The sequence below is a fragment of the Aeromonas sp. 600479 genome (assembly GCF_049175515.1).
In the GTDB taxonomy this organism is placed as follows: Bacteria; Pseudomonadota; Gammaproteobacteria; order Enterobacterales; family Aeromonadaceae; genus Aeromonas; species Aeromonas veronii_A.
This window is the reverse complement of sequence record NZ_JAAKVF010000021.1, coordinates 1-14382: the sequence shown is the minus strand read 5'-3', so window position 1 is coordinate 14382 and position 14382 is coordinate 1. Positions and strand designations below refer to the sequence as shown.

Genomic DNA, 14382 nt, shown 5'->3' with positions numbered 1-14382 from the left:
CCCTTCTTTGGAGATGTTATGCAGCTAAACGATACCCTGGCGCGTCAGATTGTGAGCCGGGCTATGAAGATCCTGTCGTTCTCGGTCAACGTGATGGATGAACACGGTCTCATCATTGCGTCCGGTAATCCGGAGCGGCTCCATCAGCGTCACGAGGGGGCTGTGCTGGCACTGACCGAGAACCGGGTGGTGGAGATCAGCGAAGCGACCGCCCGCGAGCTCAAGGGGGTGCGTCCCGGCATCAACCTGCCCATCGCCTATCAGGGGGAGCTGCTGGGGGTCATCGGTATCTCCGGCGATCCGGACATCGTTCGAGCTTACGCCGAGCTGGTACGAATGACTGCCGAGCTGATCCTGGAGCAGGCGGCGCTCACCGAACAGCTGCAGTGGGACAAGCGCCACAAGGAGGAGCTGGTGCTGCAGCTGATCCGCGGCGAGGGGCGGGTCGATCAGCTGCAGCAGGCGGCCCGCTTCCTCGGGCTCGATCTCGGCCAGCCGCGAGTGGTGGCGGTGCTTGCACTGGAGGAGAGCGACCCGGCCCGGCTGCGAGAGCTGGTACATCTGCTGGAGAACCCTGAGCGGGACAATCTGGTGGCCATCAACGGCCTTGACGAGATAGTGGTGCTAAAACCGGCCCAGCTCAGCGACGGCCTCTGGCAATCGGGGCAGGAGCGCAGCCGCATCAAGCTGCTGCTGGCACGCATCCCCCATTTCAAGGTGCGGATCGGGGTGGGGGATTACTTCGCCGGGATCGACGGGCTGGCGCGCTCTTATCAGACGGCGCGAGATACCCTGCGCCGTGGCATGCGGCAGGCGCCGCGCAAGCAGGTCTACTTCTTTGAGGATTACCGTTTGCCAGTGCTGCTCGGCAGTCTGGCGGACTCCTGGCAGGCGGATCAGCTGCGCACACCGCTGCAGAAACTGGCTCGGGAAGATGGCAAAGGGGCGCTGCAGAAGACCCTGCGCCACTATTTCTTGCAGGATTGTGATCTGCATCGCTGTGCCGAAGCGCTGTTCATTCACCCCAATACCCTGCGCTATCGGCTGGGGCGGATAGAGAAGATAACCGGGTTGAATTTCAATAAGTTAGACGACAAATTTTTGCTCTATCTCGGCCTTAATCTCGACTTGTGATTGTGAAGTTGGACAAAAAACCACTTTTACATGACGCAATTTTTGGTTTGTAAGCCAAAGCATTCTGATTGCAGATCTCCATAATGGCGGCCATTCACTCCCATTGAAGGTGTCCGTCATGATCCCGGTTACAGCCCTTGGCGCCATCGCGGCGCTCTCCATCGCCATCATCCTCATTTTGAAGAAGGTGCCGCCCGCTTACGGCATGATCGTGGGTGCCCTGGCCGGTGGCCTGATTGGCGGTGCCGATCTGACCCAGACCGTTGCCCTGATGATCGGCGGTGCCCAGGGGATCACCACTGCGGTGATGCGGATCCTGGCGGCCGGTGTACTGGCGGGCGTACTGATCGAATCGGGTGCCGCCACCACTATCGCCGAGACCATCGTCAAAAAGCTCGGTGAAACCCGTGCCCTGCTGGCGCTGGCGCTGGCGACCATGATCCTGACTGCGGTCGGTGTATTTGTGGACGTGGCCGTTATCACGGTCGCCCCCATTGCGCTGGCCATTGCCCGCCGTGCCGACCTCTCCAAGGCGGCCATCCTGCTGGCGATGATCGGCGGCGGCAAGGCGGGTAACGTCATGTCCCCCAACCCCAACGCCATTGCCGCGGCTGATGCCTTCCATCTGCCCCTGACCTCAGTGATGGCGGCGGGCATCATCCCGGGTTTGTTCGGTCTGGTGATGGCCTACTGGCTGGCCAAGCGTCTGAACAACAAGGGCAGCAAGGTTGCCGCCGACGAGGTAGTGAGCTTCGAGGGCACCAAACTGCCGGGCTTTGCCGCCGCCATCAGCGCGCCGCTGGTCGCCATCCTGTTGCTGGCCCTGCGTCCGGTCGCCGGTATCGTGGTGGATCCGCTGATTGCACTGCCCCTCGGTGGTCTGGTCGGCGCCCTGATGATGGGTAAATTCAGCAAGGTGAACCAGTTTGCGGTCTCCGGTCTCTCCCGCATGGCGCCGGTCGCCATCATGCTGCTGGGTACCGGTACCCTGGCGGGCATCATTGCCAACTCCGGCCTGAAAGATGTGCTGATCAGCGGCCTGACCGCCTCCGGTCTGCCTTCTTACCTGCTGGCGCCTATCTCCGGTGCCCTGATGTCGCTGGCAACCGCCTCGACTACCGCCGGTACCGTGGTGGCCTCCAACGTATTCAGCTCCACCCTGATTGAACTGGGGATCAGCAGTCTGGCCGGGGCGGCGATGATCCATGCCGGTGCCACTGTGTTTGACCACATGCCCCACGGCTCTTTTTTCCATGCCACCGGTGGCAGCGTCCACATGGGCGTGGGTGAGCGCCTGAAACTTATCCCTTACGAAACTGCAGTCGGTCTGACCATTGCCACTGTCTCCACCCTGATGTTTGGCGTGTTTGGCCTAGCCTAAGGAATTGATATGAAAATTGTTATTGCCCCCGATTCATTCAAGGAGAGTCTGAGCGCCATGGCGGTGGCTGATGCCATCGAGGCCGGTTTCAAGCAGGTACTGCCGAACGCCACCTACGTCAAATTGCCGATGGCCGATGGCGGTGAGGGCACGGTGCAATCGCTGGTCGATGCCACCGGTGGCCGGATCCTGCCGGTCGAAGTGACCGCGCCCCTTGGCAACAAGGTGCAGGGCTTCGTCGGCCTGCTGGGTGATGGCGAGCGCGCCGTTATCGAGATGGCTGCCGCCTCCGGCATCCATCTGGTGGCGCCCGAGCAGCGCAATCCGCTGCTCACCTCCAGCTTCGGCACCGGCGAGCTGATCCTGGCCGCGCTGGAGATGGGGGTGAAGCACCTTATTCTCGGTATCGGCGGCAGCGCCACCAATGACGGCGGAGCCGGTATGATCCAGGCGCTCGGCGGCAAGCTGCTCAAAGCCGATGGCTCAGCCATCGAGCTGGGTGGCGCCGGTCTCGCTGAGCTCGCGACCATCGACCTGAGCGGTCTGGATCCGCGTCTGGGTGAGCTGGTTATCGAGGTGGCGTGTGATGTGAACAACCCGCTCTGCGGCCCGAAAGGCGCCTCTGCGGTGTTTGGCCCGCAGAAGGGGGCAACGCCCGAGATGGTTGTCGAACTTGATGCCAACCTCTCCCGTTATGCCGACTGCATTGAGCAGGCCCTTGGCAAGCAGGTGAAGGATATTCCGGGGGCGGGCGCTGCCGGTGGCATGGGGGCCGCACTGGTCGGTCTGCTTGGTGCCGAGCTCAAGCCCGGCATCCAGATCGTCATCGAAGCGCTGAAACTGGCCGAGGAAGTGGCCGATGCGGATCTGGTCATCACAGGCGAAGGGCGAATCGACAGCCAGACCATCCATGGCAAGACGCCAATCGGTGTCGCACGTTGCGCCAAGCAGTTCGGCAAGCCGGTGATCGGCATCTCCGGTTGCCTGACCGACGATTGCGGTGTGGTACACGATCACGGGCTGGACGCGGTATTCGCCGTGGTCAACCGCGCCATGTCTCTGCCGGAGGCGCTGGAGAGCGCCAGCACCAACATTCAACTCACTGCGCGCAACGTAGCGGCGCTCTATCAGCTCAAGGGCTGATCCGGTTCGGCCGATGCGCCCCATCGGCCACTCAATATCCCCGTTTGGGGCATCTCCTATCCCGCGAGATGTCTGACTGCCCTGGCACTTATTTGCCGATCCATCGTGATCGGCTCTTTTCTTTCTGCTTCTTTGTCTTGCCACACTTTTGACTCCATGGGTCAGCGCGGTTTTGATAGGCGCACATCTCCCTTTACGGCATAGTGGTCGTACCAAGTACAAGGAGAGACTCATGTTACTGCTGACCCTGGGGGTTGCGCTGTTTACCCTGATCCATCTCTACCCCTGTTTTGCGGTGGCCCATCGGGCGAGACTGCGCGAGCGGCTGGGTGAGAATCGCTACAAGGGGCTCTTCTCCCTGCTGGTGTTTGTCGCCATCGCCTGCATCATTGCCGGTTGGCGCTCGGCCAGCTCGTTGCCGCTCTATTTCCTGCCGGATTGGGGGCCGATGACCATGACGGTGATGATGCCCTTTGCGCTGATCCTATTCTTCTCCGGCCAGGGGCCCAACCATCTGCGCCGTTGGCTGGTGCATCCCCAACTGCTCGGAACCCTGCTCTGGGCGGTGGCCCATCTGCTGGTCAACAGCGAGGCGCGATCCTTGGTGCTGTTTGGCGGCATCGGGCTGTGGGCGCTGGTGAGCATGGTCTGGATTTCGGTGCGGGACTGGCAGAAATATCCGCGCCCCGAGGCCAACTGGACGGGCACCGGCATCAGCGTCGGGGCGGGCCTGGCTGCCACCGCGCTGCTGGTGTTCTGGGGCCACGGCTGGCTGACCGGCATTCCATTGCATTGAGAGTGAACTGCGGCTCTGGTAACCGCGTATGATGGACAAAACAAAAGGAGTCTTGGCGATGAAATGGTTCACTCTGTTGCTGTTATTGGGGGCCGGTGCGGCCTCTGCGGCGTGCCCAGATTATTTCAATGTGGAGATGCGGGAGCTAAACAACTCTCAGCGCCATAACCTCTGTCAGCTGACCGAGGGCAAGGTGGTGCTGGTGGTCAATACCGCCTCCTACTGCGGCTACAGCGGCCAGTTTCGCGATCTGGAGCAGCTCTACCAAAGCTACAAGGATAAGGGATTGATTATTCTCGGTTTCCCCTCCAACGATTTCTGGCAGGAGGCGGGCAACGAGACCAAGACTGCCGAGGTGTGTCGCCGCGACTATGGCGTCACCTTCCCGATGTTCAATCGGGTAGCGGTGCGGGGCTCCGATGCTGTGCCACTGTTCAAGGGGCTGGCGGCGGCCGCTGACGGGGATGAGCCGAACTGGAACTTCCACAAGTATCTGGTGGGTCGCGATGGCAAGCTGATCGCCAGCTACGGCGCCAACCAGAATCCGGCTGACGACCCCCTCAAACTGCAGATCACCCGGGCGCTGGGGCTCTGACCCTACCCCTTGGCGGGCGGCTCTGGAATAATGGGCTCCCGCCACTTAATCCGGTTATCCTGTGCTGCAACGTCTTCCTCAAATGGTGATCTTCGATGCGCTGGTGCGTGAGCAGGGGATCTCTGCCGCCGCCCGTCGTCTCGGGGTCTCCAAATCCCATATCAGCAAGCAGCTGGCGCTGCTGGAGACCACCCTTGGCGCCCAGCTGGTGCAGCGCACCACCCGCCGCTTCGTCCTGACCGAGCTGGGTCAGGAGTACGCCCGTCACTGTCATACGCTGGTGGCGGTGGCGCAGGAGGCGGACTCCATGATCGCCGAGCGGCGTGGCAAGGTGAGCGGCGTGCTCCATCTCGGGGTGGGCCAATCTTTTGGCCGTCTGCACGTCATTCCTCATCTCAAGGCGTTTCAGGATCGCTATCCCGAGTTGGAGCTGGAGGTCTCGCTGTTCGACCACAGAACCAATCTGGTGGATGAAGGGCTGGATCTCTGGCTTACCACCTATGAGGACAAGCCGGAAGGGCTGGTGGGACAGCGGCTGGCCGACATCGGCTTCGTGGTTGCGGCTTCGCCGGATTACCTGCTGAGCCACGGCACGCCGCTTCATCCCAAGGATCTGGCCCAGCACAACTGCATCACTTACCAGAGTCGGGAGCGGCGCTATCACCAGTGGTCGTTTCGCCAGGGCAAGGAGCGCCAGACGGTGCAGGTAGCGGGCAACTATCGGGTGGATATGGCGGAGGCGGTGCGGGATGCTGCACTGGCCGGGCTCGGCATCGCCTATATCGCCAACTACTTGCTGGACAAGGAGTTACAGAGCGGCAAGCTGATCCCTGTGTTGCCAGGGTGGCGACCGAACCAGCAGATGGCGGTACACGCCGTTTATGCCCGGCGTGAACATCTGGATCCCAAGATCCGTCTCTTCATCGATTTCCTCAAGGCCCGCTTTGGCCCCGAACCCTATTGGGAGCAGCGACTGGTCCCCTGGCTCGGGGGTAAATTGTCCGGCAGCGAGGAATGATTGTTTCCATATAAAAACTCTCGATTTCTCCTGATACTAAAATCGAACCAAATCAGCCAGTTGGCGCAACCGATATCGTGCAAACGTTTTTTCTAACAGGGTTGTAACCAAGCGGACTTGCAGTGACGGGGGGAGAGGCGCAGAATCCGCGCCCATCTTTTGCCCCACCTGATGGAGTCCCTATGATTGCCCTGCTCGGCATCCTGAGTATCCTGGCGCTTGCCGTCATCTGCTCTGATAATCGTCGTCGTATCCCGTTGCGAACAGTTGGCCTTGCCCTCTGCCTGCAAATCATGTTTGCCGGTCTGGTGCTCTGGCTGCCTGCCGGTCAGCATGTGCTGAACGGGGTCAGCGAGAGCGTAAGCAGCGTGATTGGTTACGGTCAGGAGGGGATCGCCTTCCTATTCGGCGATCTGGCCAAGTTCAAGCTGGGCTTCATCTTTGCCTTCAACGTGTTGCCGGTCATCATCTTCTTCTCCGCGGTGATCGCCATCCTCTACCACATCGGCATCATGCCTCGGGTGATCGCCCTGCTGGGTGGTGGCTTGCAGAAATTGCTGGGCACCGGCCGTGCCGAGAGCCTCTCCGCGACTGCCAACATCTTCGTTGGCATGGTGGAGGCGCCGCTGGTGGTCAAACCCTACCTTTCCAAGATGTCCGACTCCCAGTTCTTCGCTGTGATGAGCTGTGGTCTCGCCTCCGTCGCCGGTGGCACCCTGGTGGGCTATGCCAGCCTCGGGGTTGAACTGAAATACCTGATCGCGGCAGCCTTCATGTCGGCCCCTGCCGGTCTGGCGATGGCCAAAATCCTGGTGCCGCCGGGAGCTGAAGAGGTCGATCACCATCAGGATGTGGAGATCCCCCGCGCTACCAACGTGATCGAAGCGGCGGCCGATGGCGCCATGTCTGGCCTCAATATCGCGGTGGCGGTCGGTGCCACCTTGCTGGCCTTCGTTGGCGTGATCGCCATGCTCAATGGCCTGCTCGGCTGGGCTGGCGGTCTGGTAGGGCTGGATCTGAGCTTCCAGATCATTCTGGGCTGGCTGTTTGCCCCCGTCTCCTGGCTGATCGGGGTACCCTGGGATCAGGCGCAAGCCGCTGGCGCCCTGATCGGTACCAAGATCGTGGTCAACGAGTTCGTCGCCTTTATCGGTCTGGTGCAGGATCAGACCCTGAGCGAGTCGAGCAAGGCCATCGTGACCTTCGCCCTGTGCGGCTTTGCCAACATCTCCTCCATGGCGATCCTGATCGGTGGTCTGGGCTCCATGGTGCCGGAGCGCAAATCCTTCATCGCCCGTTACGGCATGCGCGCCATTCTCTCCGGCGTGCTGGCGAACCTGATGAGCGCCTGTCTGGCCGGTCTGTTCCTCGCCCTGTAACCGCTGCGGTACGGAATAGATGTAACAAGGGCGCCCTGATGGCGCCCTTGTCATATGGATAAAATGAAGCCCAGGCCTTGGTCGGGGCTTCTTGTTGCTGCTCAGTCTACGTAGAAGGTCTGCTGGAAGCTGAGGTTCTGTTGCTGCCCACCGCCCATGATCTTCAGGGTGAACTGATAGGTATCTTCGTTGCGGTAGGGGAGGGTCGCCAGATAGTAGATGGCATCCCCCTCTTTTACCTCCTGAAAGTTCAGGGTGCGGATGGTACCGGTCAGGTTCTTGGCCTCACCGGTGATCCCCACGGCTTGCGCCACTTTCTGCTTGTCCTGTACCGCGATATTGATGATGGCGTTGTAGCGGCTGCGCTCCAGTCCATACGCTTTGGCGACCTCGGGGGTGAGGAAGCTGGAGTTGAAGGCGTTGTAGTGCACCAGCCAGGGCCCCAGCTCCTTAATCTGTTCTGCCTTGAGCGGCAGGGTCATCAGCAGTGCCAGCAGGCCACTCATCCAGGCTGTTTTCATCTGTCATCCCTCTCATATCTACGGTTGGCGCAGGCCGATTCATTCAGCCTTGCGTGTCATTCAGCAGTGCACTCACTTCTTGCGGCAACTGTTTGGGGCTGTCGATGGCGACGGTTTTGTGTCGCCCCAGCTCGCCCCGCACTATGGTTACCTGGCCCTTGGCCACCTTGAACTGCTTGGCCAGAAACTTGATCAGATGGCTGTTGGCCTGGCCATCGACGGGCGGTGCCGTGATGGCCACTTTCAGCTCTTCACCATGCAATCCGATGATCTGATCCCGACTCGCCTTGGGCTGGATCACCAGATGTAGTACCAGTTCATCCCCTTGTTGCAGGACGGCTGGCATCAAATCATCCACCACAGCTGGCCGAACAGGTCACCCAGCAGGTAGTTGATGGCTTGCAGGCCGATAAAGGCGACCAGCACCGAGAGATCCAATCCGCCCAGCGCCGGCAGTACGCGGCGGATAGGGGCGAGGAACGGCTCGGTCAGCTGATGCATCACGTATTCGATGGGGTTGCGGCCCTGGCTGACCCAGCTCAGGATGGCGCGGATCAGCAGTACCCAGAAGATCATCGAGCCCGCTTTCTTCAGCACGGTCAGCGCGGCAAACAGGCAGATGCTGAGCCAGTCCGCCAGCAGCACGTTCATGCTCTTGAGCAGGGCCAGCTTGGCGAAGGCGATGGCCAGCGCCAGCACCACGGAAGCGAGATCGATGCCGCCCAAGCCCGGGATCAGCCGGCGCAGCGGGATTACCAGCGGATTGGTTAGCTTGACCACCATCTGGCTCATCGGGTTGTAGAAGTCGGCACGGGCCCACTGCAGCCAGACGCGCAGCAGGATCACCATCAGGTAGAGATCGAAAACGGTGTTAATCAGAAAGTAAGCAGTGTTCATCTGGGCTCCTGTTAGAAGAGGGTTTCCATTTCGGTGGCGCGAGCAACGGCCGCCTGCATGGCTTGCGCAGTCAGCGGCATCAGCCCCTGCTGCTGGAATGTCTTGATGGCTTCGGCTGTGGTGCCGCCCTTGCTGGTGACCTGCTCACGCAGGGTCTGCAGCGCCAGCTCGGGGTTTTGCTCCACCATGGCGGCTGCGCCCAGTGCGGTCTGCTGCACCAGCAGGCGTGCCTGATCGGGCGAGAAACCCATCGCCTCCGCCTCTTCGGCTATCGCCTGCATAAAGAGGAAGAAGTAGGCCGGAGCACTGCCCGCCGCGGCGATGACGCCGTTGATGCCGGACTCCTGCTCTACCCAGAGGGTCTTGCCGACCGCCTGCATCATCTGCTCGGCAAAGTCGCGATCCGCGGCGGCAATATGTTCGGGTGCATAGAGACCGGTCATGCCCAGACCCAGCAGGGCCGGGGTATTGGGCATGGTGCGGATGATGCGGTCATGGCCACCAGCCATCTCGCCAAGGCGCGCCACCTTGATACCGGCCGCGATGGAGATGAGCAGCTTGCCCTCAAGGGAGCCCAACTCTTCAACCAGTGCTGACAGCATGCCGGCCATCAGCTGCGGTTTGACCGCCAGCACGATCACTTCGGCATCGCGGGCCGCCTCGGCATTACTCTGGGTGATGCGAATGCCATGTTCGCTCGCCAGCGCCTCCAGCTTGGGCAGACTGGGGTTGGCAGCAGTGATCTGCCCGGCGGGATAACCCGACTTGACCAGTCCGGCGATGATGCTGTGGCTCATGTTGCCCGCGCCGATAAAGGCCAGCGTTCTATGCTGCATCAGATGCTCCTGTAGCACATGGGGTCGCGGCGGGGTGGGTGCGGCCTGCACCACCTGACGCCAGAATTCGGTGTTCCATCAAACGCTCCTGTTGATGAAGTCGCGGCAAGAAGCGGACGTATGGGTTATCCGCTGGCCTTGCCTATGAGTAGTCACGGGCGCCGAAGATGGCGGTGCCGACCCGCACCATGGTGCTGCCGTGGGCGATCGCCAGTTCAAGATCCTCGGTCATCCCCATCGAGAGGGTATCCACCGTGGGGTATTGTCGCGCAAGCTCGGTGAACAGAGTCTGCATACGGGTCATTTGGGCGGCCAGTACGCTCTCGTCACTGGTGTGCTCGGGAATGGCCATCAGCCCCCGCAGCACCAGTCGCTCACTTTGAGAGACCTGCTCGGCAAGGCGAAAAATCTCTTGTTCCGACGTTCCGGATTTGCTGCTCTCTCCGCTAATATTGATTTGCAGACAAACATTTAGCGGTGCCATTGTAGTTGGGCGCTGGTTGTTGAGGCGGTCGATCAGCTTGTCCCGATCCACGCTCTGCACCCAGTCGAACCGTTCGGCGACCAGTTTGGATTTGTTCGATTGCAAAGGGCCGATAAAGTGCCACTCTATGTCGCTATATTCCGGCTGCTGGCGCAAGGTATCGATCTTGGCCGCTGCTTCCTGAGCGTAGGATTCGCCAAAGCAGCGCTGACCTGCGGCATGGGCGGCCATGATGGCCTCGACCGGCTTGGTCTTGCTCACGGCCAGCAGGCGGATCTGCTGCAGGTTGCGGCTAGCCCGTTCGGCGGCCTGGGCAATACGTTCCTTTACCTGAAACAGGTGCTGGGCAATCTGGTTCATATTTCGTTAGTGATCTTGTGATGGGAGAATGACAAGTCTATGGATATCACAGAGTTATTGGCTTTCAGTGTAAAGCATAAAGCCTCGGATCTACACCTCTCGGCCGGGGTTCCCCCGATGATCAGGGTTGATGGTGAGGTTCGCAAGATCAATTTGCCCGCCCTGGAACACAGGGAAGTGCATGCCCTCATTTACGACATCATGAACGACCATCAGCGCAAGGAGCTGGAGGAGAACTTCGAGGTCGATTTCTCGTTCGAGGTGCCCAATCTGGCCCGTTTCCGGGTCAACGCCTTCCAGCAGGCGCGCGGTTCGGGCGCGGTATTTCGTACCATCCCCAGCACTGTGCTGAGCCTCGAAGATCTCGATGCGCCGGAGATCTTCCGCAAGATTGCCGAGTTCCCGCGGGGTCTGGTGTTGGTGACCGGCCCGACCGGTTCCGGTAAGTCGACCACCCTGGCGGCCATGGTCAACTACATCAACGAGAACTTCCATCACCACATCCTCACCATCGAGGACCCCATCGAATTCGTCCACGAGAACAAGCGCTGCCTGGTGAACCAGCGGGAAGTACACCGTGATACCAAGAGCTTCAGCAACGCCCTGCGCTCGGCCCTGCGGGAAGACCCGGACATCATTCTGGTGGGCGAGATGCGCGACCTTGAGACCATTCGTCTGGCCATGACTGCCGCCGAAACCGGCCACTTGGTGTTTGGCACTCTGCACACCTCGTCGGCGGCCAAGACCATCGACCGTATCATCGACGTCTTCCCCGGTGCGGAGAAGGACATGGTGCGCTCCATGCTCTCCGAATCCCTGCGGGCGGTTATCTCCCAGACCCTGCTCAAGCGTATCGGTGGCGGTCGGGTGGCGGCTCACGAGATCATGATGGGCATTCCGGCGGTGCGTAACCTGATCCGCGAGGACAAGATTGCCCAGCTTTACTCGGTGATCCAGACCGGGATGACCCACGGCATGCAGACCATGGATCAGAGCCTCAAGCAGCTGGTGAGTCGTGGCGTGGTGGCATCCCTCGATGCCAAGGCCAAGGCTGTTGATCCCAACAGCATTTAAGAGACTCGCACCCAGGGAGGGATAGATGATGAATCTGGATGATCTGCTGAGCGAGCTGGTCGAGCGAAAGGGATCGGATCTGTTTGTGACGGTGGGCTCGCCGCCCACCCTCAAGGTCAATGGCCATCTGGTGTCACTGGGGGGCGAAGCGCTCGACAAGAAGGGTGCGCTGACGCTGGTCAGGGATACCCTCAGCAGCGATCACTTCGAGCGTTATATCCGCACCAAGGAGGCCAACTACGCGATCTATCGTGAGGCGCTTGGCCGTTTTCGGGTCAGCGCCTTCTGGCAGCAGGAGCTGCCCGGCATGGTGGTGCGGCGTATTGAGACCCGCATTCCCACCTTTGAAGATCTGCAGCTCCCCAGGATCCTGCAGGAGGTGGCGATGGCCAAGCGCGGGCTGGTGCTGTTTGTCGGTGCCACCGGGGCGGGTAAATCGACCACTCAGGCGGCGATGATCGGCTATCGCAACCAGCATGCCGATGGTCATATCCTGACGGTGGAAGACCCGGTGGAGTTCGTCCATCAGCATGGCCGTAGCCTGGTGACCCAGCGGGAGGTGGGGATCGACACCGAGTCGTTCGATGTGGCGCTGAAAAGTTCGTTGCGTCAGGCGCCGGATGTGATCCTGATCGGCGAGATCCGAAGTCAGGAGACCATGGAATTTGCCCTGCAGTTCGCCGAGACGGGACACCTTTGTCTCGCCACTTTGCATGCCAACAATGCCAACCAGGCGCTGGATCGCATCCTCCATCTGGTGCCGCAGGAGAAACATCGCCAGTTTCTGTTCGATCTCTCCTTCAACCTCAGAGCTATTGTCGCCCAGCAACTGGTGCCGAGTGTCGATGGTTTGCGGCGCAGTGCGGCATTCGAGATCCTGCTCAATACCCCGCTCATCACCGACATAATCCGCAAGGGAGAGATGCACCGTCTCAAGGAGGTGATGACCAAATCTGCCGAACTGGGCATGCAGACCTTCGATCAGGCGCTTTTCAGCCTGTTCTGCGCCGGCCAGATTGGCTACAGTGAGGCCCTCGCCCATGCCGACTCGGCCAACGACCTGCGGCTGCTGATCAAGCTCTCCGGTCGCGAGCAGCTGGGGTCCGGCACACTGGAAAATGTGACGCTGGATGAATGAAACATGGGGCCGATCCGCTGTTCGGCCCCTAGCCAGAAAGGAACGTTATGCTGATTGTGGTTTCCCCGGCCAAGACGCTGGATTACGAGTCACCGCTGGTGACACCCCGTTTCACCCAACCCGAGCTGCTGGATCACTCCGCCGAACTGATTAGCCGGGCCCGCCAACTGAGCCCTGACCAGATCGCCACTCTGATGAAGATCAGCGACAAGCTGGCCGGTCTCAATGCCGCCCGTTTTGCCGAGTGGCAGCCAGATTTCACCCCCGCCAACGCCCGTCAGGCGCTGCTGGCCTTCAAGGGGGATGTCTACACCGGTTTGGCGGTGGAGGATTTCAGCGAGGCCGATTTTGACTTCGCTCAGGCACACCTGCGGATGCTCTCAGGCCTCTATGGCGTGTTGCGTCCCCTCGACCTGATGATGCCCTATCGACTGGAGATGGGGACTAGGCTCGACAATGATCGCGGCAAGGATCTTTACCAGTTCTGGGGGGAGGTGATCACTCACCATCTCAACGACGCGCTGGCAGCGCAGGGGGATGAAGTGCTGATCAATCTGGCCTCCGACGAGTATTTCAAGTCGGTACGCCCCAAGAGCCTGAAAGGACGGATTGTCACACCGGTGTTCAAGGATGAGAAGAACGGCCAGTTCAAGATCATCAGCTTCTACGCCAAGAAGGCGCGCGGCATGATGGCTCGCCACATCATCAAGCACCGTCTGACCAAGGTGGAGCAGCTGACCGGTTTCAACGCCGAGGGCTACTACTTCGTGCCGGAAGAGTCGGACGCCAATACCCTGATGTTTAAACGCGCCGAAAATTAATTACAAAAAGAGGGAACCAATCTTTCGACCCGTGGGTCTGAATATGTGAATCCTCTGTTGTAAGCACTTTTTATTCGCCGACGTTTGATACGTCGGCTTTTTTATTGCCGTTTTTATTGTCCATCGATTGCCTTCGCCGGGACTATGTGGTTCAGATAGACTCAAGACAGGGAGCGAGTCGTTGCGAGGTGAATATGGAACAGAAAAATGCCATTCGGCAGGTTGCCGTCCCTTGGGCTCCGTCCCGCCAGCTACCGCCCGGTCTGGTTGTGGCCGAGCTGCATCAGGATCTCTGGAGCGACTCCCTGACCATCATGCTGGGTCGGGCACGCAGCATCGATCTGCCCCCGCAAATCCTCTGCCGGGTCTATTTTCGCCATATCTACGCCCTGCGGGTTATCGAAGATTGCGATCTGGCCGAGGGTAAGGATAGTCACGCCATCGAAGAGCAGATCCAGCTCATCACCCCATCCCGTTTTGCCAGCTGGTTCCATCAGGAGTCGGACGGCCTGCATCTGGATGAAGATCTGCAGCACTATCGCATCTCGACCTGGGATTATTGCGCCGATGTGCTGACCTCCTCGGCGCCTGAACTGCAGTTCCTGCCCCAGAGCGAGTAACCAGCTGTTACGTCAGAGGCGAAGGATGATCCTTCGCCTCTTGGTTTTTAGGCTGGTGCAGATTTTGTGGCGTTAAGGCCATTCAGCTTGGGTCGTGGCCTGTTGTGTCTGTCTAGTCCTGAAATAGGTTTACACATTTTCAACTAGCATTTCTCTACTCAGAACCCCCTATGTACCGCATCGGG

General features: G+C 60.1%; 16 protein-coding genes. 11 read left to right on the top strand and 5 right to left on the bottom strand.

Annotated elements, in window-relative coordinates:
* Positions 1-18: 18 nt before the first annotated feature.
* The 7 genes from G5149_RS18325 (at position 19) to G5149_RS18295 (ending at position 7446) form a co-directional block, all read left to right on the top strand.
* Positions 19-1134, top strand: a complete 1116-nt coding sequence (locus tag G5149_RS18325; RefSeq protein WP_421213260.1) for a sugar diacid recognition domain-containing protein — start codon at positions 19-21, stop codon at positions 1132-1134.
* Positions 1135-1252: 118 nt separating this feature from the next.
* Positions 1253-2515 (top strand): GntP family permease, encoded by a 1263-nt coding sequence (locus tag G5149_RS18320; RefSeq protein WP_421213258.1) that lies wholly within the window; start codon positions 1253-1255, stop codon positions 2513-2515.
* A 9-nt stretch (positions 2516-2524) separates the two neighbouring features.
* Positions 2525-3658 carry a glycerate kinase gene (locus tag G5149_RS18315; protein ID WP_421213257.1) on the top strand — a complete coding sequence of 378 codons (1134 nt, stop codon included), beginning with the start codon at positions 2525-2527 and terminating at the stop codon, positions 3656-3658.
* Positions 3659-3890: 232 nt separating this feature from the next.
* Complete coding sequence (locus G5149_RS18310; protein WP_421213255.1) at positions 3891-4454, top strand: NnrU family protein; 564 nt, start codon at positions 3891-3893, stop codon at positions 4452-4454.
* 58 nt (positions 4455-4512) lie between these two features.
* Positions 4513-5049, top strand: a complete 537-nt coding sequence (locus G5149_RS18305) for a glutathione peroxidase (RefSeq protein ID WP_076495785.1) — start codon at positions 4513-4515, stop codon at positions 5047-5049.
* Between the two features lie 82 nt (positions 5050-5131).
* On the top strand, positions 5132-6067 hold the full coding sequence (locus tag G5149_RS18300; RefSeq protein ID WP_421213311.1) for a LysR family transcriptional regulator: 936 nt from the start codon (positions 5132-5134) through the stop codon (positions 6065-6067).
* Between the two features lie 182 nt (positions 6068-6249).
* Entirely contained in the window at positions 6250-7446 is a 1197-nt protein-coding gene (locus G5149_RS18295; RefSeq protein WP_005348874.1) for a NupC/NupG family nucleoside CNT transporter, read from the top strand.
* A gap of 101 nt (positions 7447-7547) precedes the next feature.
* On the opposite strand, the gene G5149_RS18290 is transcribed toward G5149_RS18295, so the two are convergent.
* The 5 genes from G5149_RS18290 to G5149_RS18270 all read right to left on the bottom strand — a co-directional run bounded on the left by G5149_RS18290 (position 7548) and on the right by G5149_RS18270 (position 10544).
* The gene (locus G5149_RS18290; RefSeq protein WP_270905199.1) at positions 7548-7967 is read right to left on the bottom strand and encodes a DUF4426 domain-containing protein; all 420 of its coding nucleotides are present in this window, start codon (positions 7965-7967) and stop codon (positions 7548-7550) included.
* Positions 7968-8010: 43 nt separating this feature from the next.
* Positions 8011-8313, bottom strand: a complete 303-nt coding sequence (yggU, locus tag G5149_RS18285) for a DUF167 family protein YggU (RefSeq protein WP_021230942.1) — start codon at positions 8311-8313, stop codon at positions 8011-8013.
* Positions 8313-8864: a YggT family protein gene (locus tag G5149_RS18280; RefSeq protein WP_421213253.1), complete on the bottom strand. Its 552-nt coding sequence runs from the start codon at positions 8862-8864 to the stop codon at positions 8313-8315. Before G5149_RS18280 ends, yggU begins: the two co-directional genes overlap by 1 nt.
* An 11-nt stretch (positions 8865-8875) precedes the next feature.
* Positions 8876-9700 (bottom strand): pyrroline-5-carboxylate reductase, encoded by an 825-nt coding sequence (gene proC, locus G5149_RS18275; RefSeq protein WP_216980068.1) that lies wholly within the window; start codon positions 9698-9700, stop codon positions 8876-8878.
* Between the two features lie 142 nt (positions 9701-9842).
* A complete protein-coding gene (locus G5149_RS18270) occupies positions 9843-10544 on the bottom strand; it encodes a YggS family pyridoxal phosphate-dependent enzyme (RefSeq protein ID WP_151286205.1) in 702 nt (233 codons plus the stop codon).
* Between the two features lie 39 nt (positions 10545-10583).
* On the opposite strand from G5149_RS18270, the gene tapT reads away from it, so the two are divergent.
* The 4 genes from tapT to G5149_RS18250 all read left to right on the top strand — a co-directional run bounded on the left by tapT (position 10584) and on the right by G5149_RS18250 (position 14197).
* Positions 10584-11618, top strand: coding sequence for a type IVa pilus ATPase TapT (tapT, locus tag G5149_RS18265; protein ID WP_005340354.1), 1035 nt, complete (start codon positions 10584-10586; stop codon positions 11616-11618).
* A 28-nt stretch (positions 11619-11646) separates the two neighbouring features.
* On the top strand, positions 11647-12756 hold the full coding sequence (gene tapU, locus G5149_RS18260; protein ID WP_042053401.1) for a type IVa pilus ATPase TapU: 1110 nt from the start codon (positions 11647-11649) through the stop codon (positions 12754-12756).
* Positions 12757-12803: 47 nt separating this feature from the next.
* Complete coding sequence (gene yaaA, locus G5149_RS18255) at positions 12804-13577, top strand: peroxide stress protein YaaA (protein ID WP_337073202.1); 774 nt, start codon at positions 12804-12806, stop codon at positions 13575-13577.
* Between the two features lie 194 nt (positions 13578-13771).
* Positions 13772-14197, top strand: coding sequence for a hypothetical protein (locus tag G5149_RS18250; RefSeq protein ID WP_005340360.1), 426 nt, complete (start codon positions 13772-13774; stop codon positions 14195-14197).
* Positions 14198-14382: the final 185 nt, after the last annotated feature.

Coding starts and splice junctions, on each gene's coding strand:
- G5149_RS18310 (WP_421213255.1), top strand. CDS start 3,891: ATGTTACTGCTGACCCTGGGGGTTGCGCTGTTTACCCTGATCCATCTC.
- yaaA (WP_337073202.1), top strand. CDS start 12,804: ATGCTGATTGTGGTTTCCCCGGCCAAGACGCTGGATTACGAGTCACCG.
- G5149_RS18320 (WP_421213258.1), top strand. CDS start 1,253: ATGATCCCGGTTACAGCCCTTGGCGCCATCGCGGCGCTCTCCATCGCC.
- G5149_RS18290 (WP_270905199.1), bottom strand. CDS start 7,967: ATGAAAACAGCCTGGATGAGTGGCCTGCTGGCACTGCTGATGACCCTG.
- proC (WP_216980068.1), bottom strand. CDS start 9,700: ATGCAGCATAGAACGCTGGCCTTTATCGGCGCGGGCAACATGAGCCAC.
- G5149_RS18315 (WP_421213257.1), top strand. CDS start 2,525: ATGAAAATTGTTATTGCCCCCGATTCATTCAAGGAGAGTCTGAGCGCC.
- G5149_RS18295 (WP_005348874.1), top strand. CDS start 6,250: ATGATTGCCCTGCTCGGCATCCTGAGTATCCTGGCGCTTGCCGTCATC.
- tapU (WP_042053401.1), top strand. CDS start 11,647: ATGAATCTGGATGATCTGCTGAGCGAGCTGGTCGAGCGAAAGGGATCG.
- tapT (WP_005340354.1), top strand. CDS start 10,584: ATGGATATCACAGAGTTATTGGCTTTCAGTGTAAAGCATAAAGCCTCG.
- G5149_RS18250 (WP_005340360.1), top strand. CDS start 13,772: ATGGAACAGAAAAATGCCATTCGGCAGGTTGCCGTCCCTTGGGCTCCG.
- G5149_RS18280 (WP_421213253.1), bottom strand. CDS start 8,864: ATGAACACTGCTTACTTTCTGATTAACACCGTTTTCGATCTCTACCTG.
- G5149_RS18270 (WP_151286205.1), bottom strand. CDS start 10,544: ATGAACCAGATTGCCCAGCACCTGTTTCAGGTAAAGGAACGTATTGCC.
- G5149_RS18325 (WP_421213260.1), top strand. CDS start 19: ATGCAGCTAAACGATACCCTGGCGCGTCAGATTGTGAGCCGGGCTATG.
- G5149_RS18300 (WP_421213311.1), top strand. CDS start 5,132: ATGGTGATCTTCGATGCGCTGGTGCGTGAGCAGGGGATCTCTGCCGCC.
- yggU (WP_021230942.1), bottom strand. CDS start 8,313: ATGCCAGCCGTCCTGCAACAAGGGGATGAACTGGTACTACATCTGGTG.
- G5149_RS18305 (WP_076495785.1), top strand. CDS start 4,513: ATGAAATGGTTCACTCTGTTGCTGTTATTGGGGGCCGGTGCGGCCTCT.